The 23,710-nt window shown below is 72.2% G+C and carries 18 protein-coding genes; 5 read left to right on the top strand and 13 right to left on the bottom strand.

Translation table 11 applies throughout. The annotated features are described in order from the left end of the window. Window positions 1-113: 113 nt before the first annotated feature. The gene (gene lexA, locus ACLQ2N_RS25860; RefSeq protein ID WP_026171816.1) at window positions 114-908 is read left to right on the top strand and encodes a transcriptional repressor LexA; all 795 of its coding nucleotides are present in this window, start codon (window positions 114-116) and stop codon (window positions 906-908) included. Window positions 909-1,007: 99 nt separating this feature from the next. Here the strand turns inward: lexA and ACLQ2N_RS25865 are convergent, their stop codons facing one another. The 5 genes from ACLQ2N_RS25865 to ACLQ2N_RS25885 form a co-directional block, all read right to left on the bottom strand. After that, entirely contained in the window at window positions 1,008-2,978 is a 1,971-nt protein-coding gene (locus ACLQ2N_RS25865; protein WP_425816531.1) for an ATP-dependent DNA helicase, read from the bottom strand. 50 nt (window positions 2,979-3,028) lie between these two features. Continuing rightward, entirely contained in the window at window positions 3,029-4,864 is a 1,836-nt protein-coding gene (locus tag ACLQ2N_RS25870) for an IucA/IucC family protein (protein ID WP_425816532.1), read from the bottom strand. Window positions 4,865-4,924: 60 nt separating this feature from the next. Next, complete coding sequence (locus ACLQ2N_RS25875; protein ID WP_425816533.1) at window positions 4,925-5,515, bottom strand: GNAT family N-acetyltransferase; 591 nt, start codon at window positions 5,513-5,515, stop codon at window positions 4,925-4,927. A gap of 63 nt (window positions 5,516-5,578) precedes the next feature. Then, window positions 5,579-7,510, bottom strand: coding sequence for an IucA/IucC family protein (locus ACLQ2N_RS25880; protein WP_425816534.1), 1,932 nt, complete (start codon window positions 7,508-7,510; stop codon window positions 5,579-5,581). Between the two features lie 28 nt (window positions 7,511-7,538). Further along, a complete protein-coding gene (locus tag ACLQ2N_RS25885) occupies window positions 7,539-8,918 on the bottom strand; it encodes a diaminobutyrate--2-oxoglutarate transaminase family protein (protein WP_425816535.1) in 1,380 nt (459 codons plus the stop codon). A 327-nt stretch (window positions 8,919-9,245) separates the two neighbouring features. Between ACLQ2N_RS25885 and ACLQ2N_RS25890 the strand changes: the two genes are divergently transcribed. Both ACLQ2N_RS25890 and ACLQ2N_RS25895 read left to right on the top strand, forming a co-directional pair. Beyond that, window positions 9,246-10,478 carry a hypothetical protein gene (locus tag ACLQ2N_RS25890; RefSeq protein ID WP_425816536.1) on the top strand — a complete coding sequence of 411 codons (1,233 nt, stop codon included), beginning with the start codon at window positions 9,246-9,248 and terminating at the stop codon, window positions 10,476-10,478. 127 nt (window positions 10,479-10,605) lie between these two features. Further along, the gene (locus tag ACLQ2N_RS25895; RefSeq protein WP_425816537.1) at window positions 10,606-11,787 is read left to right on the top strand and encodes a trypsin-like serine peptidase; all 1,182 of its coding nucleotides are present in this window, start codon (window positions 10,606-10,608) and stop codon (window positions 11,785-11,787) included. Window positions 11,788-11,871: 84 nt separating this feature from the next. On the opposite strand, the gene hflX is transcribed toward ACLQ2N_RS25895, so the two are convergent. The 6 genes from hflX to miaA all read right to left on the bottom strand — a co-directional run bounded on the left by hflX (window position 11,872) and on the right by miaA (window position 19,816). Continuing rightward, a complete protein-coding gene (hflX, locus tag ACLQ2N_RS25900) occupies window positions 11,872-13,392 on the bottom strand; it encodes a GTPase HflX (RefSeq protein ID WP_425816538.1) in 1,521 nt (506 codons plus the stop codon). Window positions 13,393-13,534: 142 nt separating this feature from the next. Next, window positions 13,535-14,989: a M1 family metallopeptidase gene (locus tag ACLQ2N_RS25905; RefSeq protein WP_425816539.1), complete on the bottom strand. Its 1,455-nt coding sequence runs from the start codon at window positions 14,987-14,989 to the stop codon at window positions 13,535-13,537. Between the two features lie 104 nt (window positions 14,990-15,093). Continuing rightward, complete coding sequence (locus ACLQ2N_RS25910; RefSeq protein WP_425816540.1) at window positions 15,094-17,208, bottom strand: RelA/SpoT family protein; 2,115 nt, start codon at window positions 17,206-17,208, stop codon at window positions 15,094-15,096. Window positions 17,209-17,347: 139 nt separating this feature from the next. After that, window positions 17,348-18,220, bottom strand: a complete 873-nt coding sequence (gene dapF, locus ACLQ2N_RS25915; RefSeq protein WP_425816541.1) for a diaminopimelate epimerase — start codon at window positions 18,218-18,220, stop codon at window positions 17,348-17,350. 85 nt (window positions 18,221-18,305) lie between these two features. Beyond that, complete coding sequence (locus ACLQ2N_RS25920; protein ID WP_425816585.1) at window positions 18,306-18,773, bottom strand: hypothetical protein; 468 nt, start codon at window positions 18,771-18,773, stop codon at window positions 18,306-18,308. Window positions 18,774-18,877: 104 nt separating this feature from the next. Further along, window positions 18,878-19,816, bottom strand: a complete 939-nt coding sequence (miaA, locus tag ACLQ2N_RS25925) for a tRNA (adenosine(37)-N6)-dimethylallyltransferase MiaA (protein WP_425816542.1) — start codon at window positions 19,814-19,816, stop codon at window positions 18,878-18,880. A 145-nt stretch (window positions 19,817-19,961) separates the two neighbouring features. Between miaA and ACLQ2N_RS25930 the strand changes: the two genes are divergently transcribed. Next, window positions 19,962-20,213, top strand: a complete 252-nt coding sequence (locus tag ACLQ2N_RS25930) for an antitoxin (RefSeq protein ID WP_425816543.1) — start codon at window positions 19,962-19,964, stop codon at window positions 20,211-20,213. Between the two features lie 72 nt (window positions 20,214-20,285). Here the strand turns inward: ACLQ2N_RS25930 and ACLQ2N_RS25935 are convergent, their stop codons facing one another. Together ACLQ2N_RS25935 and miaB are read right to left on the bottom strand one after the other, a co-directional pair. Next, a complete protein-coding gene (locus ACLQ2N_RS25935) occupies window positions 20,286-20,999 on the bottom strand; it encodes a class III extradiol dioxygenase subunit B-like domain-containing protein (protein ID WP_425816544.1) in 714 nt (237 codons plus the stop codon). Window positions 21,000-21,091: 92 nt separating this feature from the next. Beyond that, window positions 21,092-22,612: a tRNA (N6-isopentenyl adenosine(37)-C2)-methylthiotransferase MiaB gene (miaB, locus tag ACLQ2N_RS25940; RefSeq protein WP_425816545.1), complete on the bottom strand. Its 1,521-nt coding sequence runs from the start codon at window positions 22,610-22,612 to the stop codon at window positions 21,092-21,094. A 99-nt stretch (window positions 22,613-22,711) separates the two neighbouring features. Between miaB and ACLQ2N_RS25945 the strand changes: the two genes are divergently transcribed. Next, on the top strand, window positions 22,712-23,710 hold the full coding sequence (locus ACLQ2N_RS25945; RefSeq protein WP_425816546.1) for a TAXI family TRAP transporter solute-binding subunit: 999 nt from the start codon (window positions 22,712-22,714) through the stop codon (window positions 23,708-23,710).

The raw sequence follows: 23,710 nt of genomic DNA on the forward strand, positions 1-23,710 counted from the left end.
CGGAGTCCCGACAGTCTTTTATTCGTTTTTCACTCGAACGTGTGTTTGGCGCAACCTTTCGAAAGCTACTACCGTTGTGCAGCCAGGGAGACCATTCGAGAGGGGCCGCCGACGTGACCACCACCGCAGACAGTGCCATCATCACTGCCCAGGACCGCTCCCAGAGCCGACTCGAGCCGGTGCATGCCATGAATGACTCAGTCACGAACACGGAGGGGCCGGAGCCCGGACGCCCAGCGCGCTCGCTCCCCGGACGACCTCCCGGAATCCGGGCGGACAGCTCGGGGCTCACGGACCGGCAGCGGCGGGTGATCGAGGTCATCCGGGATTCCGTTCAGCGACGCGGCTACCCGCCGTCGATGCGCGAGATCGGCCAGGCGGTGGGCCTCTCCAGCACCTCCTCCGTCGCCCATCAGCTGATGGCGCTGGAGCGCAAGGGCTTCCTGCGCCGCGACCCCCACCGCCCCCGGGCGTACGAGGTACGCGGCTCCGACCAGCCGAGCACGCAGCCGACGGACACCACGGGCAAGCCCGCCGCCTCGTACGTGCCGCTGGTGGGCCGGATCGCAGCCGGTGGGCCGATCCTCGCCGAGGAGTCCGTCGAGGACGTCTTCCCGCTCCCCCGCCAGCTGGTGGGCGACGGCGAGCTCTTCGTGCTCAAGGTCGTCGGTGACTCGATGATCGAGGCGGCGATCTGTGACGGCGACTGGGTCACCGTGCGCCGCCAGCCCGTCGCGGAGAACGGCGACATCGTGGCCGCCATGCTGGACGGCGAGGCCACGGTGAAGCGCTTCAAGCGCGAGGACGGCCACGTCTGGCTGCTCCCGCACAACGCCGCGTACCAGCCGATTCCCGGCGATGAGGCGACGATCCTCGGCAAGGTCGTCGCGGTGCTGCGCAGGGTCTGAGACCCGCACCTCACGCTCTCTGGGAGAAGGGGCCCCGTTCCGGCTTCGCGCCGGCGTCGGGGCCCCTTCTCGTGCACCTGTCCGTACGCCCGCGAGGGGCTACCGCCCGTCCGCCTTCGCCGCCGCGTCGATCGCGGCGAGCGAGCGCCGGGCCTGATTACGGTCGGTGGTGTACCAGAAACCGGGGAGCGAGGCCCGCAGATAGCTGCCGTAGCGTGCGTTGGCCAGGCGCGGGTCGAGCACCGCGACGACCCCCTTGTCCCCCGTGGCCCGCACGAGACGGCCGGCGCCCTGGGCCATCAGCAGCGCGGCATGCGTGGCCGCCACCGCCATGAAGCCGTTGCCCCCGGCCTCCTCGACGGCCTTCTGCCGGGCGCTCATCAGCGGATCGTCGGGGCGGGGGAACGGGATCCGGTCCATGACCACCAGCTGACAGCTGGCTCCGGGCACGTCCACGCCCTGCCACAGCGACAGCGTGCCGAAGAGGCAGGTCTCCGGATCGGCGGCGAAGTTCTTGATCAGCTCGCCCAGGGTCTCCTCGCCCTGGAGCAGGATCGGCTTGTCCAGCCGGCCGCGCAGCTCCTCGGCCGCCGCCTTGGCCGCCCGCATCGAGGAGAACAGCCCCAGCGTGCGCCCGCCGGCCGCCTCGATGAGCTCGGACAGCTCGTCCAGCATGTCCGTGCGGGAGCCCTCGCGCCCGGGGGTCGCCAGATGCCGCGCGACGTACAGGATGCCCTGCTTCGGATAGTCGAACGGCGAGCCGACGTCCAGACCCTTCCACTGCGGGACGTCCTCGCCCGCCGTACCCTCCGGGGCGAGCCCCAGGGAGGCGCCCACACCGTTGAAATCGCCGCCCAGCTTGAGCGTGGCGGAGGTGAGCACGACGGAGCGCTCGGCGAACAGCTTCTCGCGCAGCAGCCCGGAGACGGAGAGCGGGGCGACGCGCACCGAGGCGCCGAACCGGTCGTGGCGCTCGTACCAGACGACGTCGTACTCGGAGCCCTGCGTGATGCGCTCGGCGACGGCGTGGACGGACTCCACCGAGGCCAGCGCCTGCTTGCGGACCGCGTCCTCGTCCTGGACGGACTTGTCCCGCGTCGCGCCGATCGCGGAGATCACCGTGCGCGCAGCGTCCCGCAGGGCCATCAGCGCGTACCCCAGGTCCTCCGGCACCTCCTCCAGGCGGCCGGGCAGCGCCAGCTCCATGACCCGCTCGAAGCCCTCGGAGGCGGTCTGCAGCGCGTCGGCCGCCTTCTCGTTGACCAGCTTCGCGGCGCGCCGCACCGCGCGGTTGACCTGGCCGGGGGTGAGCTCGCCGGTGGCCACACCGGTGACCCGGGAGACCAGTTCGTGGGCCTCGTCCACGATCAGCACCTCGTGCTGCGGGAGCACCGGAGCACCCTCGATGGCGTCGATCGCCAGGAGCGCGTGGTTGGTGACCACCACATCGGCGAGCTTGGCCCGCTCCCTGGCCTGCTCGGCGAAGCACTCCGCCCCGTAGGCACACTTGCTCGCGCCCAGGCACTCCCGGGAGGAGACCGAGATCTGCGCCCAGGCCCGGTCCGAGACGCCGGGGGTGAGGTCGTCCCGGTCGCCCGTCTCCGTCTCGTCGGCCCAGTCGCGCATGCGCAGCAGGTCCTGGCCGAGCTTGCTGGACGGGGCCGCCGCCTCGAACTGGTCGAACAGTCCCTCCTCCTCGTCCTGCGGCACGCCCTCGTGGAGCCGGTGCAGGCAGAGGTAGTTCGACCGGCCCTTGAGCATGGCGAACTGGGGGCGGCGGCGCAGCAGCGGATGCAGCGCGTCGACCGTACGCGGCAGATCGCGCTCCACGAGCTGACGCTGGAGGGCCAGCGTCGCCGTGGCCACCACGACGCGCTCGCCGTGCGCCAGGGCCGGCACCAGGTAGCCGAGCGACTTGCCCGTCCCCGTGCCGGCCTGGACGAGCAGGTGGGATTGGTCGTCTACGGCCTCGGCGACGGCGGCGGCCATGGCGGCCTGGCCGGGCCTCTCCGTACCGCCGACGGCGGTCACGGCGGCGTGCAGGAGCTCGGGGAGGGATGGCTTCGTCATAGCCCCGCCAGCCTACGGGGCGCCACTGACATCGACGGGCACTCCCGGCCTCACGCGGAGGGGTGGAGCGGGTTGGCCACACTGCCGTGGACCGCCGCGTGCGGGCGTACGGGCCGGTCGCGGTAGCCGTCCAGATGCAGCCGGTTGCGGTTCAGACAGAGGCGGTCGATGCGCGGGGTGAGCATGTCGAACATCTCGAAGCGCTCCTTCAGCTCGGGGAAGCGGGCGTGGTGGCGCAGGATCTCCGCCCGGACGAGTGACCAGAATTCGCCCTCGGGGACGCCGAGCTGTTCCTCGCAGAGCGGGGAGAGAAACCTGAAGACCCCGGTGAAGAGCCCGGAGTGGATGAACTGGGTGAGGAAGGCCGGTTCCTCGGTGAGCAGGACGCGGCGCACGTCCGCGGGCATGGTGTCGTGCTCGGGCAGCGGCTGCGCGCTCACGTTGACGTCGTCCACGAAGTCCTTGATCGCGAGGCGCACGGGCACGTCCTGCTCGTCGAAGACCACGATCGCGTTCTCGCCGTGCGGCGAGAAGACGGTGCCGTAGCGGTAGAGGAAGTGCAGCAGCGGCGGCAGCAGTGCGGCGAAGAGCCGGGTCAGCCAGACGGTGGGAGCCAGTCCGGAGCGGGCGACCAGCTCGGCGGTGAAGGCACGTCCCTCGGGGTCGGTATGGAGCAGGGACGCGAGGGTACGGGCCCGCTCCCCCGGCGCCAGGCGGGGCTGCAGCGGCTCGCGCCAGATCGCTCCGAGGATCTCCTTGAACTGGTACGGCGCCTCGGGGAGGTGGTCGTACAGCGGGTGCTCGACGGTGACCGAGGCGACCTCGCCGAGGAGGATCACGCCGCAGGTGTCGCGCAGGAACGGGTCGTTGTCGCGGAGCCCCAGCACCCAGCCGGTGACGGCGGGCGCGGCGATGGTGCGCTCGGTGGGCAGTCCGCGCCAGACCAGGGTGTTGAGGACCGACAGCGGCAGCTTGACCGTGTGCCGGTCGGGCCGTGCGAGGTTGGCGAAGGTACGGATGGACTGCTGCGGCAGCCGTACGTCGGGGTCTGCGGGCAGCGGCACGATGTCTCGGGCGGCGATCGCCGGTGCGAACAGGGGCACGATCCACTCGTCCCACTGCCAGGGGTGGACCGGCAGGAAGTGGTAGTCGTCCGGGTCCAGGCCGCGTGCGCGCAGGCTGTCGGCGAAGGACGCGCGGACCGGGGCGTCGAGCTCCTGGGTGTAGAGCTTGTCCGGGGTGGACAGGGCGGGCACGCCCCGGTACGCGGCGATGCGGTGGGAGACGGCGAGCCAGGGAAGCCGGACGGGCTCGCGGGCCTCCGGGGTGTAGCGGGCGGCGTCGGTGGCGGAGAAGCCGAGCCGGCCCTTGTTGGCGACGATCCAGGGATGGCCGGTCTGGTGGCCCTCCAGCTCCGCGTAGCCGAGACCGGCCAGCTCGGCGGCGGTGAGCGCGGTGTGGTCGAGGCGGGCGTCCGCGGCGAGCGTGGTGGTCAGCTCGCGGAGGAGGTGGCCGAGGGTGGCGCCGTCGAGGCCGAGGAGGCGGCGGGCCCGGGTGACGAACAGCAGCGGATCGTGGAACGGGACGCTGCCCGCGGCGGGGTCGGGGCCCTCCGCGCGGATCGATCCGGGGTCCACGCGCCAGCTGCCGTACACACCGCGCCGGGCGGTGAAGGAGAGGCTGCCGCCGTCGTCAAGCGGGAGGCTGTACGTGCTGCCGCCGGCGGTTGGCGGAGCGGGCTCGATGACTTCCTCGTAGGCGAATTCACCGAGCATCTTCGCGAGCATCCGGGAGGCGGCCCGGTCCCAGGCCACCCGGTTGAGCTCCGGGGTGTCGAGCAGTGCGGGCGGCTCCGGTGCGTCGTGGTGCGCGGGGTATTTCGGCACGGGGACTCCTCGGGTGGGAACCGATGGGGTTCGAGCGGTGCGGACGGGTCGGGGATGCGTTCATGGCAGGGGGCGGTGGACTCGGTCGCGGACCATCAGCGCGGCCCGCTTCTCCGGGAGTTCGATCTCCGCGGAGAGGCGGAATCCGGCGCTCAGGAACGCGGAGACGGACGGGACGTTACGAAGGTCGGGCTCGGCCACGACCCGTGTGCAGAGGGGGACGTGGTCGAGCACGAGGCCGGCCACGGCGCGCAGCAGCGTCGTGCCGGTGCCGCGGCCCCGGTGACGGCCCTCACCGATGAGGAGGTGGACGCCCATGTCGTGGGGCCGGGCCGGGTAGTGGCGGGCGAGCGGGTCCAGGTCGGCGCGGTAGAGCTCCCAATAGCTCATCGGCCTGCCCGACAGCACCCCGATGCACGGCGTGCTGTGGCTGCCCTCGGACAGCTGCGCGGCGAGGTGCCGGGCGGTGACGCTCTCGTCGCCGGCCAGCTCCCAGAAGGCGGCCACGACGGGGTCGTTCATCCAGCGGGTGAGGGTCGGAAGATCGCGTTCCGGGCGGACGGGGACGAGTTGGAACTCCCCGGCCGGTGTGGGCACGGGGGCCCAGTCCACCCGGAGGACGGGGCCGGCGGGCGCGTCGGGGGCAGACACGGGCGGCGCTCCTCTCTCAGCTCTCGGCGATCGGCTCTTCGCCCCCGGCGCGCGGCCCGGCTCTCAGCCGTGCAGGGGGTTGGTGATGGTGACGTAGACGGACTGGGTGTCGACGGGGCCGACGAGTTCGTCGAGTCCGTGGAGGCGGGTCAGCATGTTGGCCTTGCAGCGCAGACGCGGTTTCTCGAGCAGGTGGGCGGGGAACGGGGAGCCGAGTTCACACGCCGTCTTCAGGAAGCGCCGGAAGGCGTCGATGAGCATCTGCTCGTCGGCGAGCCGCTGGGAGCCGAACGCCCCGATCAGTCCGAATACGTTGTTGATGCCGAGGTAGTAGGCGAAGCGTTCGTCGGTGACGGCGTCGGAGACGAAGGTGTCGCTGGCCGATCCGATGCCGGGGAGCCTGTGGTCGAGCGCGGTGCGGTGCGATTCCCGGAAGTAGTAGCCCTGATTGTCACGGTAACGGCCGCCGATGGGCCAGCCGTCCGCGTCGAGCAGGACCAGGGTGTTCTGCTGGTGGGCTTCGAGCGCGACCCCGGCGTGGGCGTCGAGCCAGAGCACCGGGTGGACGACGCGCTCCAGGTAGCGCAGGAACCACTCGGCGGCCACCGCGGTCGTCGTCCGCCCGGTGGCCGCGGCGAGGCGGTGGACCACGTCGGCGAGGCGCGAGTGCACTCCTGTCCGGCCCGGCCAGGGGCGTGGAGCGGTGAGCCCGGCGATGCACACGGCGTCGTCGTACCGGCTGAAGGGGTTGTGGCGCAGCATGACGTCGAGGCCGTGCACGGGCGCGCCGTCCGGGGTGTCGACGGCGAGCCAGGCGGGGTCGCGCACGATGTCGAAGCCGGGGTGCGCCGCGTGCCACTCGCGGGCGAGCCCGGTGCGGAGCAGCCGGTGGACCTCGACGCCCCGGTGGAGCTCCTTGCGGAGGTTCTCCCGGCGGGAGTTGGTGATCCGGACGCCGAGGGAGAGCTTCAGCATCAGGTCGGTCCCCGGCCGGTGCACGGTGCGCACCGAGGAGGTGGGGTGCCACGGAGCGCCGTAGGGGCCGAGGTCGTGCAGGAGGCCGGCGTCGAGCAGGGCGGCGGCCTCGGGCCTGCTCCGCAGCTCGCGGGCCTGCCAGGGGTGGAGGGGAAGGGGCGCGGTGTGTTCGGGGAAGGCGAGGCCCGGGGCGTGCCGGGCGACGAGGTCGGCGGCGGGCACGGGGCGGCCTTGGTCGGTCCACGCGGAGTCGGTGGCCAGCACGGAGCGGTCGGCGGCCACCCAGTGGAGCGGGAAGGAGCCGTACAACTCGGGTGAGTAGACCCGCGCTTCGGCGTCGGTGAGCCCTTCCCTGCTCTTGGGCGAAGGATGCAGGGGGTGGCCGAGCAGGAGTGACTGTTCCGCGGTGAGGAAGAGGTCCGCCTCCTCGGGGGCGGCGGGCCGGCGGCGCCGCTCCTCGATGAACGAGGCGGTACGCCGTACCGAGTCGGCGACCCGGCCGGCCATGTCGGCGCCGTCGTGGTGACCGGCCTCCCGGCCGAGCAGGGCGGCCACGGTGACCGCGTCGGCGGTGGGCGCGGCGGCGGGCGCCCGTTCCAGGGCGGGGGGTCCGAAGCGGTGCCAGCCGGTGGCGGACCAGTGGCGGACGGGGACGAGCAGGGCGGTGCCGCTCGCGGGAAGCGGGACGCGGAGGGCCGGCCCGGCCGGGCGGGGCAGGTCGTTCTCGCGGACCCAGCAGCGCAGCAGGTTCTCGACGCCGGCCGCGTCGGCGGCGCGGAGCGGGTCGGGATGGTCGAGGGGGTCGGCGGCCGGGTCGTCCGGGGCGGCTGCCGTCGGGGCTTCCGGGGGTACGGAGGTCTGCGGCGGGGTGGCGGGCCGCGACGCGTGCCACAGGTCGTGCGGGGTCTCCTTCTGGCGCGGCACGGTCGTCGCCTCGACGGCGAGCCGGCCGGGGGCCTCCGGCTCGGGGAGGTGGCTGGGGGGAGGGCCGTCGGCCTCGGGCGCGGGGGTGGGGTTCACGGCGGTCTTCCTGTGCTGGTGTCCGTGGTCAGCGGAGCGATCCGGTCGGCAGGCGGCGGTGCGGTGAGCGCTCCGCCGCTGCCAGGGCGTCGGCGAGGCGGTCGACCACCGCTGTCGCCTGTTCGTCGGTGAGCGTGAGGGGCGGCAGCAGGCGTACGACGGTGGAGTACCGGCCACCGAGTTCGACGATGAGCCCACGGCTCAGGCACTCCTGCTGGACGGCGGCGGCGAGGACCGGGTCCGGCGGGGGTTCGGTGCCGGTGCCCTGCGGTCGCGCTTCGGGGTCCACGATCTCGACGCCGATCATCAGCCCCCTCCCGCGGACGTCGCCGACGCACGGGTGGTCGGCGGCGAGCGACCTGAGGTTCGCCAGCATGCGGCCTCCGAGGACCCCGGCCCGTTCGGCGAGGCCGTTCTCGCGGACGTACGCGAGGGTGGCCGTGCCGGCCGCCATGGCGAGCTGGTTGCCGCGGAAGGTGCCGGCGTGGGCGCCGGGCTGCCAGGTGTCGAGCTCCGAGCGGTAGACGATCACGGCGAGCGGGAGGGAGCCGCCGATGGCCTTGGACAGCACCATGACGTCGGGCACGATTCCGCTGTGCTCGACGGCCCAGAAGGCGCCGGTCCGGCCGACCCCGGTCTGGACCTCGTCGGCGATCAGCGGGATGGACCTGGTCTCGGTGACCTCGCGCATCCGGCGCATCCAGCCGTCGGGTGCGGGGTTGACCCCGCCCTCGCCCTGGACGGGTTCGAGGATCATCCCGGCGGGGGTGGGTGTTCCGCTCTTGGGGTCGTCCAGGAGGTTCTCGGTCCAGCGGGCGGCGGTCCGCGCACCGGCCTCGCCGCCGATGCCGAAGGGGCAGCGGTAGTCCTGGGGGAAGGGCAGCCTGGTCACCCGTACGTCCTCGGCGCCGCCGGAGGCCGCGAGGGCCCCCTCCGTCATGCCGTGATAGGCGCCGGTGAAGGCCAGCAGGCCACTGCGGCCGGTGGCGGCGCGGACCAGCTTGAAAGCCGCCTCGACCGCGTCCGTACCGGCCGGGCCGCAGAACTGGACCCGTGCGTCGTCGGCGAACTGCCGCGGCAGGGTGCTGAACAGCTCCGTGACGAACGCGTCCTTGACCGGGGTGGCCAGGTCCAGCACGTGCAGCGGGGCGCCCGAGTCGAGGACCTTCTTGATCGCTTCCAGGACGACCGGGTGGTTGTGGCCGAGGGCCAGTGTCCCCGCCCCGGAGAGGCAGTCGAGATAGCGCCGCCCGTCCGCGCCTTCGATGGTCAGGCCCCGGGCGCGCACCGGCACGATCGGCAGCGATCTGGCGTAGGTGCGGGCGGCCGATTCACGCAGTGACTGGCGGCGCAGGATGCCTTCGTGGGCGGCCAGGGGTGGCGCCGGAGCTGGTTCGGTCACGGCCACGGCTCTTGATCCTCCCGCTGTAACAGTTGCGTTGCACGTCAGTACGATTTCGCAAGGACGGCCTGCGAGGGTGAACGCTGTCTCCGTGCCCCCCACGCGTACCAACGACCGAGGGGGCAAAGGATCACGGCTGAATCCGAAGATCCTTGCGGAGCGCAACCCTGCCGCGCACCGCCGACAGCGGCACCGGCATAGTGGGTGCCGCGCCGGGCTCGGGCACGCCCCGAAGACCGCGCTGCCTCCTGCCCGTTCGGCGGACCGTGCGGCGCGCCGGACACAAGTGCAGTACAGAAGCGAAGAGTTACGAAGTCCCAGGGGGATCAGCAGATGCGTCTCGTTCGACCAGGAAGCACCGCACGCCGGGGCAGGAGTGCGCGCCGCGCCTCCTCCCCCGTGCTCGTCACCGCCGCGTTCACCGCCGTCCTCGCGCTCACGGCGACCGCCTGCGGGCCGACCGAGGAAGACGCGAAGGCCGAGCCGAGCAGGAGCAGCACGGCCGGTGCGACGTCGGACCACAAGATCGCCATCCCGGACGATCTGAAGGACCGGCTCAAGGAACACGGGATCGACATCGACAAGTGGAAGAACGGCGAATGGAAGAACTGGGACAAGGACACATGGCTGCGTGAGGCCAAGGACTACATCAACCCGATCATCGCGGGCCTCTGGGACCCCGACCGCATGCAGGACGCCGACAAGCCTCCGGAGCAGCCGGTCGACAACGACATCTCGGGCGACGAGGGCGTCACGGACCCGACGCCCGCGCCGGTCCGGGCCGTGGGCGTGAAGACGCAGTACCACGACAGCGCGCCGGAGTCGGGCAAGCTGTTCTTCGACGGCCCCGAGGGCTCGATGGTCTGCTCGGCGACCGTGGTGAAGGACCCGGCGCACCCCGGCAAGTCCAACATGGTGTGGACCGCCGGCCACTGCGTCCACGCGGGCAAGAAGGGCGGCTGGTACCGCAACATCGCCTTCGTTCCCTCGTACAACAACGGCGGGCTGTCGACGGCCGAGCTGCGGAACAACCCGCCGAAGGAGAAGGTCGCCCCCTACGGCATCTGGTGGGGCACCTGGGCGCAGACCTCCCAGCAGTGGATCGACCAGGGCGCCTCGGTCGGCGGCCTCGGGGCCCCGTACGACTTCGCCGTGCTGCACGTCACGCCCGAGGAGGGTGCGGGCGGCAAGTCCCTGGAGGAGACGGTCGGTTCCGCCCTGCCGGTCGAGTTCAACGCCCCGGCGGTGCCCAAGATCACGGACATGACGGCCACCGGCTTCCCGGCCGCGGCGCCGTACGACGGCCAGAAGATGTTCCAGTGCAAGGACAAGCCGGGCCGTCTGTCGCTCGCCCAGGACGACCCGACGATGTACCGCATCGGCTGCTCGATGACCGGCGGCTCCTCCGGCGGCGGCTGGGTCGCCAAGGGCCAGGACGGCAAGCCCGCACTGGTCTCGAACACCTCCATCGGCCCGGTGACGGCGGGCTGGCTCGCCGGACCGCGCCTCGGTCCGGAGGCCAAGGGCGTCTACGACGCGGTCAGCGACAAGTACGCGGACAAGTAACAGGCAGGACCGCGCCCGCACGGGCGCGTACGACGGAAGCCCAGGGGCCTTCGGGGCGGCGCAGGCCGCTTCGGAGGCCCCTGGCACGCAGACGGCAAGTGTGCAGATTCAAGGGGGATTCCCTTACATGCGATCCATACGTCCGCTCCTCGCCGCGACCGGTCTGGTCGCCGCGCTCGCGCTGACGGCCACGGCCTGCGGCCCCACCGAGGACGAGGGCGCCGACAAGCCGGCCGCCACCGCGACCGCTTCGGCCTCCGACGGCGCCGAAAAGGGCAGCGGCCCTCCCGGCGGGCTGGCCGACGAACTCAGGAAACACGGGATCGACCCGGACAAGTGGCGCGACGGCGAGTGGAAGAACTGGGACAAGGACAAGTGGCTGCGTGAGGCCAAGGACTTCGTCAACCCGGTCATCGAGGGGCTGTGGAAACCGGCGCGGATGAAGTCGGCGAAGGACCCGGCCAAGACCATGGCCGCCGGTGACTTCTCCGGCGACCAGGGCGTCACCGACCCGGAGCCCGAGCCGGTCACCGCCGAACGCGTGAAGACGCCGTACCACGACCACGCGGCCCCGGTCGGCAAGGTCTTCTTCGACTCCCCCAAGGGCCACATGGTCTGCTCGGGCACGGTCGTCAAGGACCCGAAGCACCCGGGGAAGTCCAACCTGGTGTGGACCGCCGGCCACTGCGTGCACGCCGGATCCGCCGGCGGCTGGTACCGCAACATCGTCTTCGTGCCCGCGTACAACGACCAGGGCAAGAGCCCCGCGGCGCTGGAGAACGCGCAGCCCCAGGAGATCGCCCCGTACGGCGCGTACTGGGCCGACTGGGCCAGCACCTCCGGCGAGTGGATCAAGGACGGCGGTCCCACCGGCGGCGAGGGCGCCCCGTACGACTACGCCGTGCTGCACGTGAAGCCGGAGCACGGCACCAAGTCCCTCGAAGAGACCGTGGGCAACGCCCTTCCGGTGAACTTCGACGCCCCCGAGGTCTCGCAGATCAGCGCGATGGGCGCCTGGGGTTACCCGGCGGCCCCGCCGTACGACGGTCTGATCATGCACACGTGCGTCGACCGCCCCGGCCGGCTCTCGATCAGTCCGGCCACGCCCACCATGTACCGCATCGGCTGCACGATGACCGGCGGCTCCTCCGGCGGCGGATGGTTCAGCGAGGGCAGTGACGGGAAGCTCGCACTGGTCTCCAACACGTCCATCGGCCCGGTGACGGCCGGCTGGCTGGCCGGACCGCACCTCGGCGAGGGCGCCGAGCAGATCTTCACGATGATGAGCGAGAAGTACGGCGCCCAGTAGCGGCGCCGCCCGCAGGAAGGCCGGAAGGCCCGTCCCCCTGGCCGAGGGGGACGGGCCTTCCGGCCGTTCCGGGTGCGGTACGGCTCAGTGCACGGCGGGGATGAACGCGGCGAGCTCCGCCGCCAGCTCCTCGTTGACGCGCGCCTTGATCAGCGTGCCCTCCGAGGTGTGCTCCTCGGAGACCACTTCGCCCTCGGCGTGCACCCGGGAGACGAGTCCGCCCTGGGTGTACGGCACGAGTGCCTCGATCGCGACCGACGGGCGGGGCAGCTCGCTGTCGATCAGCGCGAGCAGCTCGTCGATGCCGGCTCCGGTGCGGGCGGAGACCGCGATGGCGTGCTTCTCGTTGCGCAGGAGGCGCTGGAGGACCAGCGGGTCCGCCGCGTCCGCCTTGTTGATCACGACGATCTCGGGCACGTCCGTCGCGCCGACCTCGCGGATCACCTCGCGCACGGCGGCGAGCTGCTCCTCCGGCACCGGGTGCGCGCCGTCCACCACGTGCAGGATGAGATCGGAGTCGCCGACCTCCTCCATGGTGGAGCGGAACGCCTCGACCAGGTGGTGCGGCAGATGCCGTACGAACCCGACGGTGTCGGCGAGGGTGTAGACCCGGCCGCTCGGCGTCTCGGCCCGGCGCACGGTCGGGTCGAGGGTGGCGAACAGGGCGTTCTCCACCAGCACTCCCGCCCCGGTCAGGCGGTTGAGCAGCGAGGACTTGCCGGCGTTGGTGTAGCCGGCGATGGCGACCGAGGGCACCTTGTTGCGTCGGCGTTCCTGGCGCTTGAGGTCACGGCCGGTCTTCATCTCCGCGATCTCCCGGCGCATCTTCGCCATCTTCTCGCGGATACGGCGCCGGTCGGTCTCGATCTTGGTCTCACCGGGACCACGGGTCGCCATGCCGCCACCGCCGCTGGTGCCGCCACCGCCCATCTGACGGGACAGCGACTGACCCCAGCCGCGGAGCCTGGGCAGCATGTACTGCATCTGCGCCAGGGAGACCTGCGCCTTGCCCTCCCGGGACTTGGCGTGCTGGGCGAAGATGTCGAGGATCAGGGCGGTCCGGTCGACCACCTTGACCTTCACGACGTCTTCGAGGTGGATCAGCTGGCCGGGGGACAGCTCACCGTCGCAGACGACGGTGTCGGCTCCGGTCTCGACCACGAGGTCACGCAGTTCCAGCGCCTTGCCGGAACCGATGTAGGTGGCCGGGTCGGGCTTGTCACGGCGCTGGAAGACGGCGTCGAGCACCTGGGCGCCCGCCGTCTCGGCGAGGGCCGCCAGCTCGGCGAGCGAATTCTCCGCGTCCTGCACGGTGCCCGAGGTCCAGACACCGACGAGCACCACGCGCTCCAGGCGCAGCTGGCGGTACTCGACCTCGGTGACGTCCTCGAGCTCGGTGGAGAGGCCGGCCACGCGTCGCAGCGCGGCGCGCTCCGAGCGGTCCAGCTGATCGCCGTCCCGCTCTCCGTCGATCTCGAAGCTCCAGGCGACGTCCTCTTCCATCAGGGCGTCGGCCCGCAGGCCCTCGGTGAGGCTCTCGGTCGCGTTCTCCGTGGCACTCTGCGCGTTGCGCGCGTCCTGGGGAAGGGAAGAAGAGGAGGTCATTGGATCCTTACGTCGATAGAAGTGGTTGCATCAGTCACAACGCGTGACCTGTGCGGAAGATTCCCGAGGGGGAAATCCTCCACTCCGGCCGCCTCGGCGACCCGTCGATAGTGGCACGGCCGGCGCGGGGCGTCACCCGGGTTTACGAGGCGGCCGGGGCTGTGCTCCGCCAGTCCGGGTGCCCCGGCATCGGCGGTGTCTTCGTCCCGTACAGCCAGCCGTCGAAGAACGCGGTCAGATCGCGCCCCGCCACCTGCGAGGCGAGCCGGACGAAGTCGGCCGTGGCCGCGTTGGAGTCGCGGTGCTTGTGCACCCAGAGCCGTTCCAGCCGGCCGAAGGCGTCGCGGCCGATCTCCTGGCGCAGCGCGTACAGGACGAGGGCGCTGCCGTCGTAGACGACGGGCCGGAACAGGCTGATCTTCTGGCCGGGCTTCGGGGCCGCGGGACGGGCGGGCGGGCCTCCGGCGGCGCGCCAGGTGTCCGAGCGGATGTAGGCGTTCCGCATGCGCGCCTCAAGTGGTGCGTCCATGTGGTCCTCGGTGTACCGCGCCTCGTACCAGGTGGCGTGCCCCTCGTTCAGCCAGAGGTCGGACCAGGACTGCGGGGAGACGCTGTCGCCGAACCACTGGTGGGCCAGTTCGTGGACCATGACCGACTCGACGTACCACTCGGGGAAGCGCGCGTCGGTGAACAGGCGCTTCTCGAAGAGGGACAGGGTCTGGGTCTCCAGCTCGAATCCGGTCTCGGTGTCGGCGACGAGGATTCCGTAGTTCTCGAAGGGGTAGCGGCCGACCTGCTCCTCCATCCACTCCAGCTGGGCGGGGGTCCTCTTCAGCCAGGGTTCCAGGCGGTCCCGGTCCGCGGTCGGTACGACGTCGCGCACGGGCAGTCCGTTCGGTCCGGTACGCCGCACGACGGTCGAGCCGCCGATGCTGACCTGGGCCAGTTCGGTCGCCATGGGGTGCTGGGTGCGGTAGGTCCAGGTGGTGCTGTCGCCGTCGCGGCTGCGCCCCGTGGGGAGGCCGTTGGCGACGACGGTCAGATCGTTCGGCGCGGTGACGTGGAAGGTGAAGTACGCCTTGTCGGCGGGGTGGTCGTTGCTCGGGAAGACCCGGTGCCCGGCGTCCGCCTGGTTGGCCAGGGCGAGTCCGTCGGAGGTGCGCACCCAGCCGCCGCTGTCCTGTTCGCCGGTGGGGTCGCTGGTGTGACGGACGGTGATGCGCAGGGGCACTCCGGCCGGGATGCGGCCCACCGGTCGTACGACGAGATCCTCGCCCGCGGTGTCGAAGCCGGTCCGCAGCCCGTTGACGGCGACGGAGCGCACGGTGCCCCGGGTGAAGTCGAGGTTGATGCGGTCCAGTGGCTCGGTCGTCCGTGCGTCGATGGTGGTGACGGCGTCCAGCGGCTCGTCGTTGCGGCCCCGGTAGACGAGTCCGATGTCGTACGCGAGCACGTCGTACCCGGGGTTGCCGAGGTGCGGGAAGAGCGGGTCACCGATGCCGAGGGGCACCGGGTCGGCGGGCAGGGCGGCGGCGACGAGGGCGGCCGACGCGGCGGCCAGCAGGGCGGCCCGCGAACGGCGGGAGAGGAACGGCATGGACTACGGCTATCAGCGCCGCCCCGCCGGACGGGCGCGGCGCGCGCCGTGCCACCCGAATGAGAACGCGGTTGACGGCCCGGTGCCCCAGAGCGCCCCGGACCTCAGAGCGCCCCGGCCGGATGCTGGGCGCGGGTCACGTCGTACACGCCGGGCACCTCGCGCATCGCGCGCATCAGCGCGGGCAGACCGGCCGCGTCCGGGAGCCGCAGCGTGTAGGTGTGCCGTACGCGCTGTTCGCTCGGGGGCTCCACGGTGGCGGAGATCACCGCGGCGTCGGCCCCGGCGATCGCCTCGGTGAGGTCCGCGAGCAGTCGGGGGCGGCCGAACGATTCGGCGATCAGCGTCACCCGGCACGCCTGCTCGTCGCCCCAGCTCACCGCGACCGGTGTCCGCCCGATCGCCTCCATGCGGGCCACGGCGGGGCACTCCAGCCGGTGCACGGTGACGGCGGCGCCGCCGCGTACCGGGAAGCCGGTGACCTCGTCGGGCGGCACGGGCGTGCAGCAGCCGGCGAGCCGTACCGCGGCGTCCGGGCGCTCCGCCACGGCGGTGGCCGTGCGGGCGCGGGCACCCCGGGGCGCCGAGGGCGGGACCGGCTGCGGGTCGGGACCGGCCGGTTCCCCGGGCTGCCCGGCCTCCGCCGCCTGCGGGTGGGCGTCGAGCCAGCCGGTGATGGCGATCCGGGCGGCGGGTGTGCGCGCGTGGTCGAGCCAGTCCGGCGAGGGGCCGGACGCGGCGTCCTCGGCCAGCAGCGGCTGCACGGTGTCACCGTCCTTCAGCACGGTGCTCAGCGTGGCCAGCCGGCCGTTCACCCGGGCCCCGATGCAGGCGTGGGCGGCGTCGCCGTGCTGGGCGTAGGCCGCGTCGACGCAGCTGGCACCGGCGGGCAGGCCGAGCGTGCCGCCGTCCGTGCGGAAGACGGTGATCTCGCGGTCCTGGGCGAGGTCGGCGCGCAGGGTGGTCCAGAAGGTGTCCGGGTCGGGCGCGGACTGCTGCCATTGGAGGAGGCGGGAGAGCCAGCCGGGGCGGGTGGGGTCGGCGCGTTCGCCGTCGGCCGGTTCGGCGGTCTGGGGGGCGCCCTCGGAGGCGTACGGATTACCGAGGGCGACCACGCCGGCCTCGGCGACCCTGTGCATGCGGTGCGTACGGATGAGGACCTCGGCCACCTCGCCGTCCGGGCCCACCACCGCGGTGTGCAGCGACTGGTACAGGTTGAACTTGGGGGCGGCGATGAAGTCCTTGAACTCGGAGATCACCGGGGTGAAGCAGGTGTGCAGCTCGCCGAGGACGGCGTAGCAGTCGGCGTCCTCACCGACGAGCACCAGGACCCGTCCGAAGTCGCTGCCGCGCAGTTCGCCGCGTTTGATGCGGACGCGGTGGACGGAGACGAAGTGGCGGGGCCTGACCAGGACCTCGGCGGAGATGCCGGCCTCGCGGAGCACTGAGGCCACGTTCCCCGCCATGGCGCCGAGCGGGTCGGCGCCGTCGGCCGCCTCGGTGATCAGCGCGTCGGTGCGCGCGTACTCCTCGGGGTGGAGGATGGCGAAGACCAGGTCTTCCAGTTCGGTCTTGAGCGCCTGGACGCCGAGCCGTTCGGCCAGGGGGATCAGCACGTCGCGGGTGACCTTGGCGATCCTGGCCTGCTTCTCGGGCCGCATCACGCCGAGGGTGCGCATGTTGTGCAGCCGGTCGGCGAGCTTGATCGACATGACGCGGACGTCGTCCCCGGTGGCGACCAGCATCTTGCGGAAGGTCTCGGGTTCGGCGGCGGCCCCGTAGTCGACCTTCTCGAGTTTGGTGACTCCGTCCACGAGGTAGCAGACCTCCTCGCCGAACTCCTCCCGCACCTGGTCGAGGGTCACGTCGGTGTCCTCGACGGTGTCGTGGAGCAGGGAGGCGGTCAGCGTGGTCGTCTCGGCGCCCAGCTCGGCGAGGATGAGGGTGACGGCGAGCGGATGGGTGATGTAGGGCTCGCCGCTCTTGCGCATCTGCCCCCGGTGCGAACTCTCGGCGAGGACGTAGGCGCGTTGCAGGACCGAGAGGTCGGCTTCGGGATGGTGGGCCCGGTGCGCTTCGACGACGTGCGCGATGGCGTCGGGGAGCCGGTCGCGGGAGACCGGGCCGAACAGCGCGGCTCTGCCGAGCCTGCGGAAGTCGATCCGGGGACGGCCCCGCCTGCGGATGGGAGCACCTGGGCTGGTGGCCTCTGCACTCATGGGGCACCTCCGGCGACGTCGACCGGCGGTGGGGAGACGGGGCGCGCCTCCGGGCCGGTGCTTGATGCTACCGAGCCCACCACGTGGCGGAGTCCCGCTCTCGCCCAGCGTGAAACGGATCACCCATTCGAGCGAAGCGTTACTCGTTCGGCGTTTCGAGCCAGGCCGGATCGATCATGCCCTCGGCGACGATGACGGCCGGTCCGGTCATGTCGATCCCGCCGTCCGGGTGCTCCGTGATGGCGAGGCTGCCGCCGGGGAGGTCGACGGTGTACGTGACGGGCTCGCCGGTCCTCGCGGGGTCGGCCTGGTCACGGCGGGCGGCCGCGACGGCCACCGCGCAGGCGCCGGTGCCGCAGGAGCGGGTCTCGCCGGAGCCGCGCTCGTGGACCCGCATGGCGACGTGGCGGGGGCCCCGGTCCACGACGAACTCGATGTTGACGCCTTCGGGGTAGACGGCGGCCGGGGCGAAGGACGGCTCGGTGAGCAGGTCGCCGGCGTGGGCCAGGTCGTCCACGAAGGCGACCGCGTGCGGGTTGCCCATATTGACGTTTCGAGCACCCCAGGCCCGGTCGCCGACGGTGACGGTGACGCCGTCGGCGGGGAGCAGGGCCCGCCCCATGGAGACGGTGACGTCACCGTTCTCGGCCAGGTGGACCTTCTTGGCCCCGCCCCGGGTCGCGACCGCGAGGTCGCCCGCCTCGACCAGGCCGGCGCGCTGGAGGTAGCGGGCGAAGACCCGCACGCCGTTGCCGCACATCTCGGCGACGGAGCCGTCGGAGTTGCGGTAGTCCATGAACCACTCGGCGTCGTCGGCCATCGCCTTCGCCTCCGGGTGCGCGCCGGAACGCACGACGTGCAGCAGTCCGTCGCCGCCGATGCCCGCGCGGCGGTCGCAGAGCCGGGCGACGACGGAGGCGGGCAGGTCGAGGGCGTTCTCCGGGTCGGGAACGATCACGAAGTCGTTCTCGGTGCCGTGGCCCTTGAGGAAGGCGATCTGCGAGGTGGTCACGGGACAACTGTACGAGGCGGCACCGACAGCCGGGTAACCGTCCGCCGCGGCGCGGAGCGCTCCCCGCCCCGCGGCCCCCGGCCGGTCAGCGCAGCCGGGCCACGCGCCAGACGGCGAGCGCGACGAGCACGGCGCAGATCCCTGCGTAGAGCGCGATCACGCGCCAGTCCGGACGCTGCGACGAACCTCTGGAGGGCAGTCCGGGCCAGGCGTAGCCGACGCGGCGGGCGGCCATCATGGACCACCCGGCGGCGCAGCAGCTGATCAGGAGGCCCAGCATGGCGACGACCGCGCCGCCGTCGCCGAACTCGAAGGCCAGCGGGAAGGCGAACATCAGCGAGCCCACCGCGGCGAGCGTGACGATGGGCGCGAGCTGCCAGATGCGCAGTCGGCGGGCGGGCCGCAGCTCGACCTCGACCTCGGGGGTCACGTCGAGCTCGTCGGGCCCGTCCGGGCTGAGGCCGTCCGCCTCACGCCCGGCACCCGGTGCGCCGTGTTCCGGTGCGCCGTGTTCCGGGGCGTCTTGTTCCGTGTCGCGAGGGCCGGCCTCCATCGCCACGCGCCCTCCCAACTCGGACTCCAGTCGATCGATGCTCGATGATGGCACGGCCGCGGTCGCCGAAATGACGAGCGGAGCGTCCCGATGCCATCACGTGATCAGGCTGTAACCGCCCGTTCGACCAACGCCAGTGCCTGGCTGGGGAGTTCCCCGCGGTGCTCCACGGCCCCGCTGAGCCATCGGACGCGCGGGTCGCGGCGGAACCAGGAGTCCTGACGGCGCGCGAAGCGTTTGGTGGCGCGCACGGTCTCGGTGCGCGCCTGGTCCTCGGTGCACTCGCCGGCCAGCGCGGACAGCACCTGCTGGTAGCCGAGGGCCCGCGAGGCGGTGCGCCCTTCGCGCAGCCCCTGCGCCTCCAGGGCACGCACCTCGTCCACGAGTCCCGCCTCCCACATGCGGTCGACGCGCAGGGCGATGCGCTCGTCGAGTTCGGGGCGCTCCACGTCGACGCCGATCTGGACGGCGTCGTAGACCGCGTCGTCGCCGGGAAGGTTCGCGGTGAACGGCTTGCCGGTGATCTCGATGACCTCCAGGGCCCGGACGATGCGCCGGCCGTTGCTCGGGAGGATCGCGCGGCCGGCCTCGGGGTCGGCGGCGGCGAGCCGGGCGTGCAGAGCTCCGGAGCCGTGCTGGTCCAGCTCCGCCTCCAGGGCGGCCCGCACATCGGGGTCCGTACCGGGGAACTCCAGGGCGTCGATCGCGCCCTTCACGTACAGTCCGGAGCCGCCGACCAGGATCGGGGTGCGGCCATCGGCCAGGAGCCGGTCGATCTCGGCGCGGGCGAGGCGCTGGTACTCGGCGACGCTGGCGGTCTCGGTGACGTCCCAGATGTCCAGCAGGCGGTGCGGTACGGCGGCGCGCTCGGCGAGCGTCAGCTTGGCGGTGCCGATGTCCATCCCCCGGTAGAGCTGCATGGAGTCGGCGTTGATCACTTCGCCGCCGAGCTGCTGGGCGAGGTACACCCCCAGGTCGGACTTTCCTGCTGCGGTGGGACCGACGACGGTGATGACCCGAGGTGCGGGAGCTGAGCTTGTCACCGGCCCAGTCTCCCTCAAACCCGCACCGCGTATCCCGAATGAGGGAAGCCCGGGCGGGGAAGGTGACGCGACGGTGCGGTCTTCCCCGTACAGTGGTTGTACATATGGGTTATTTCTCACAGTTTCCGAGCGGAGAAGGTGCCCGATGGGCTTCATGGACAGTGTGAAGGCGAAGCTGGCCCCGGCGAAGGAGAAGGTCAGCGACCTCGCGCAGCAGCACGGGGACAAGATCGACCAAGGGCTCGAGAAGGCCGCCCGGACGGTGGACGAGAAGACCAAGGGCAAGTACAGCGACAAGATCGTGACGGGCCGGCAGAAGGCCAAGGACGCGGTGGACAAGCTGGCGAACAAGGACGGCGGCGGCGCGACGCCGCCCCCGCCCCCGCCCTCAGCCTGAGCGGAGTGCGGGGAGGGCCCCGGAGCGGTGACCGCGGTGACCGCTCCGGGGCCCTCCGCGCGTCCTCAGGCGTCAGGACCAGGTGGCGACCAGGTAGCCCACCCCGTACGGCGCGTCCTCGTACAGCAGCCGGCCGGCCAGACCGGCCCCCTCGGCCGCCCCCGCCAGCACCTGCCAGGGCGCACGCCCCGCGGCCTTGAGTTCGTACGCGAGTGCCTCGTCCAGCGCGGCCAGCGCCTCCGGGTCGGCGTCGCCCAGGGCCCGCGCGGCCTCCGCGTCGAACGCTGCCGCGCGCTCGTCCAGGTAGCCCGGGGCCTTCAGGGTGCGGCAGGCACTGCCGTCGCCCATCACCAGCAGCGCCACCCGGTCCGCCCGGCGGGCGAGCTCCCGCCCGGTCTCCGTGCAGCGCGCGGTCTCCAGTGGCTCGCCCACACCGAGGCCCTCCACGGGGGCGTCGCCCCATCCCGTACGGGCGAGGAGCCAGGCTCCCACCGCGAGCGAGGGCGGGAGGGGGCGGCCGTCGCGCTCTCCCCGGTCCCGGCCGAGCCGGACCTCCAGATCGACGCCGAATTCCCGGAAGCCGCCGGCGGCCCCCTCGGGGTGGGTGCCGCGCCCGGCGGGGCCGGCCGGGCCGATCACCACGAGCAGGTCGGGCCGGGAGGCGGCGAGGGCGCCCAGGGCATCGGTGCACGCCCTTCTGGCGTCGTCCAGCTCGGGTGCGGCACCGGCGGCCACGTCGGGGACGAGCAGCGGCGGACAGGGGCAGACAGCGGCGGCGACAAGCATGGTCGGCAGCGTACTGCGGCCCCTCCCCCGGGCTCACCGGGCGGCCCGGGGGAAGCGGCTGCTTCGGGCCCGGGCGACCCCTCGCCCGTACCTCAGTCGCAGCCGCAGCCCGGGGCCGCGCTCGCGGGCAGGGGTGCCGGAGCGCCGATGCCCGGCAGGCCGAGCATGACGCCGGCCGGCCTGGCCGCCTCGGCCGCATTGCGCTTCTCCCAGGCGTCGCCCGAGCGGGTCCGGCGCACGGCGGCCGGGGTGCCCTCGGCGAGCAGGTGGTGCGGGGCGGCGTAGGTGACCTCGACGGTCACCACGTCACCGGGGCGGACGTCCTGCTCCGGCTTGGTGAAGTGGACCAGGCGGTTGTCGGGGGCGCGGCCGGACAGCCGGTGGGTGGCGCCGTCCTTGCGCCCCTCGCCCTCGGCGACCATGACCTCCAGGGTGCGGCCGACCTGCTTCTTGTTCTCTTCCCAGGAGATGTCCTCCTGGAGGGCGGAGAGGCGCATGTAGCGCTCCTGGACGACCTCCTTGGGGATCTGGTCCTCCATGTCGGCGGCGGGGGTGCCGGGCCGCTTGGAGTACTGGAAGGTGAAGGCGTTCGCGAAGCGCGCCTCGCGGACCGCGTGCATCGTCTGCTCGAAGTCCTCCTCGGTCTCGCCGGGGAAGCCGACGATGATGTCGGTGGAGATCGCGGCGTCGGGCATCGCGGCCCGCACCTTCTCGATGATCCCGAGGAAGCGTTCCTGACGGTAGGAGCGGCGCATCGCCTTGAGGACCTTGTCCGAACCGGACTGCATCGGCATGTGCAGCTGAGGCATCACGTTCGGCGTCTCGGCCATGGCGGCGATGACGTCGTCGGTGAAGTCGCGCGGGTGCGGCGAGGTGAAGCGGACGCGCTCCAGGCCCTCGATCTTCCCGCAGGCGCGCAGCAGCTTGGAGAACGCCTCGCGGTCGCCGATGTCGGAGCCGTACGCGTTGACGTTCTGGCCGAGCAGGGTGATCTCCGAGACACCCTCGGCGACCAGGGCCTCGATCTCGGCGAGGATGTCGCCGGTGCGGCGGTCCTTCTCCTTCCCGCGCAGGGCCGGAACGATGCAGAAGGTGCACGTGTTGTTGCAGCCGACGGAAATGGAGACCCACGCGGCGTACGCGGACTCGCGGCGCGTGGGCAGCGTGGAGGGGAACGCTTCCAAGGATTCGGCGATCTCGACCTGCGCCTCCTCCTGGACGCGGGCGCGCTCCAGCAGCACGGGCAGCTTGCCGATGTTGTGCGTGCCGAAGACCACGTCGACCCAGGGAGCCCGCTGGACGATGGTGTCGCGGTCCTTCTGGGCGAGGCAGCCGCCGACGGCGATCTGCATGCCGGGGCGCTTGGTCTTCATGGGGGCGAGCCGGCCGAGGTTGCCGTAGAGCTTGTTGTCGGCGTTCTCGCGGACCGCGCAGGTGTTGAAGACGACGACGTCGGCGTCGCCGTCCGAGCCCTCGGGCGCGCGGACGTAGCCGGCGTCCTCCAGGAGCCCCGACAAACGCTCGGAGTCGTGGACGTTCATCTGACACCCGTAGGTGCGCACCTCATAGCTTTTTCTGACGTCCACTGCTTCGCTCCGGTTGCCGCTGCTCATGTGACCAGGGTAGGTGGTGTCCGGGCTCTCTCCGTCTCGGGCGAGCGATCCGACGACGCCCCTGGCCACGGCCGGGAACCACCTGGCAGGATCGCCGCCATGCTCCCGGCCCTGTCCCGAACCGGCCGGCGTCGCTCCCTGCGGGCGGGCGCCGCCCTCGCCGTCGTGCTCGGGCTGCTGCTCTGGTGGCTGCTCCCGCTCCGCGACCCGGCGCCCACCGGCACCCTGTCGTTCAGCACGGGGGTGCGCAGCGGCGTCTACCAGAAGTACGGGGAGCGGCTGAAGAAAGCCCTGGCCAAGGATCTGCCCGATGTGTCGATAGAGCTCCAGACGAGCGAGGGCTCGCAGCAGAACCTGGCCAGGGTCGCGACCGGCGAGGCGGACTTCACCATCGCCACCACCGACGCCGTCGCCACCTATCTGCGTGCCCGCAGGCCCGGCTACGAGCGGCTGCGCGGCTGTGTCCGGCTGTACGACGACTACATACAGCTGATCGTGAAGCGGGACTCGGACATCGACAGCGTGGCGGATCTGCGCGGCCGTAGGGTCGCGGTGGGGCAGTCGGGCTCCGGGGTGAAGCTGGTCGCGGACCGGCTGATGACGGCCGCCGGTCTCGATCCGGTCCACGATGTGACGCCGTTGCCGGTGGGCATCGACATGATGCCGAAGCTGCTGGAGGAGGGCAGCCTCGACGCGTTCTTCTGGTCGGGCGGGCTGCCCACGACGGCGGTGACCGATCTGTCGGCCCGGCTCGCGGTCCGGCTGGTCCCCCTGGAGGAACCGCTGATCAAGGAGCTCCAGGCGGCGGGCGGTTCCACCCGCTACTACCGGTCGGCCGTGATGCCCGCCGACGCGTACCGCAACGCTCAGCAGGGCCAGGCCGTGCCCACGGTGGCGGTCGCCAACGTGCTGGTCACCACGGACCGCACGGACGCGGCGATGACCGAGGCGTTCACGAGGACCGTGATCGACAGCCGCGACCGCATCGGGCGCGAGGTGCACGCGGCGCAGCTGGTGGACCTGCGGACGGCCATTTACACCGATCCGCTCCCGCTGCACGAAGGGGCGAAGCGCTACTACCGCTCGGTCAAGCCGTAG

This window comes from Streptomyces sp. DT224 (genome assembly GCF_049844595.1).
GTDB lineage: Bacteria > Actinomycetota > Actinomycetes > Streptomycetales > Streptomycetaceae > Streptomyces.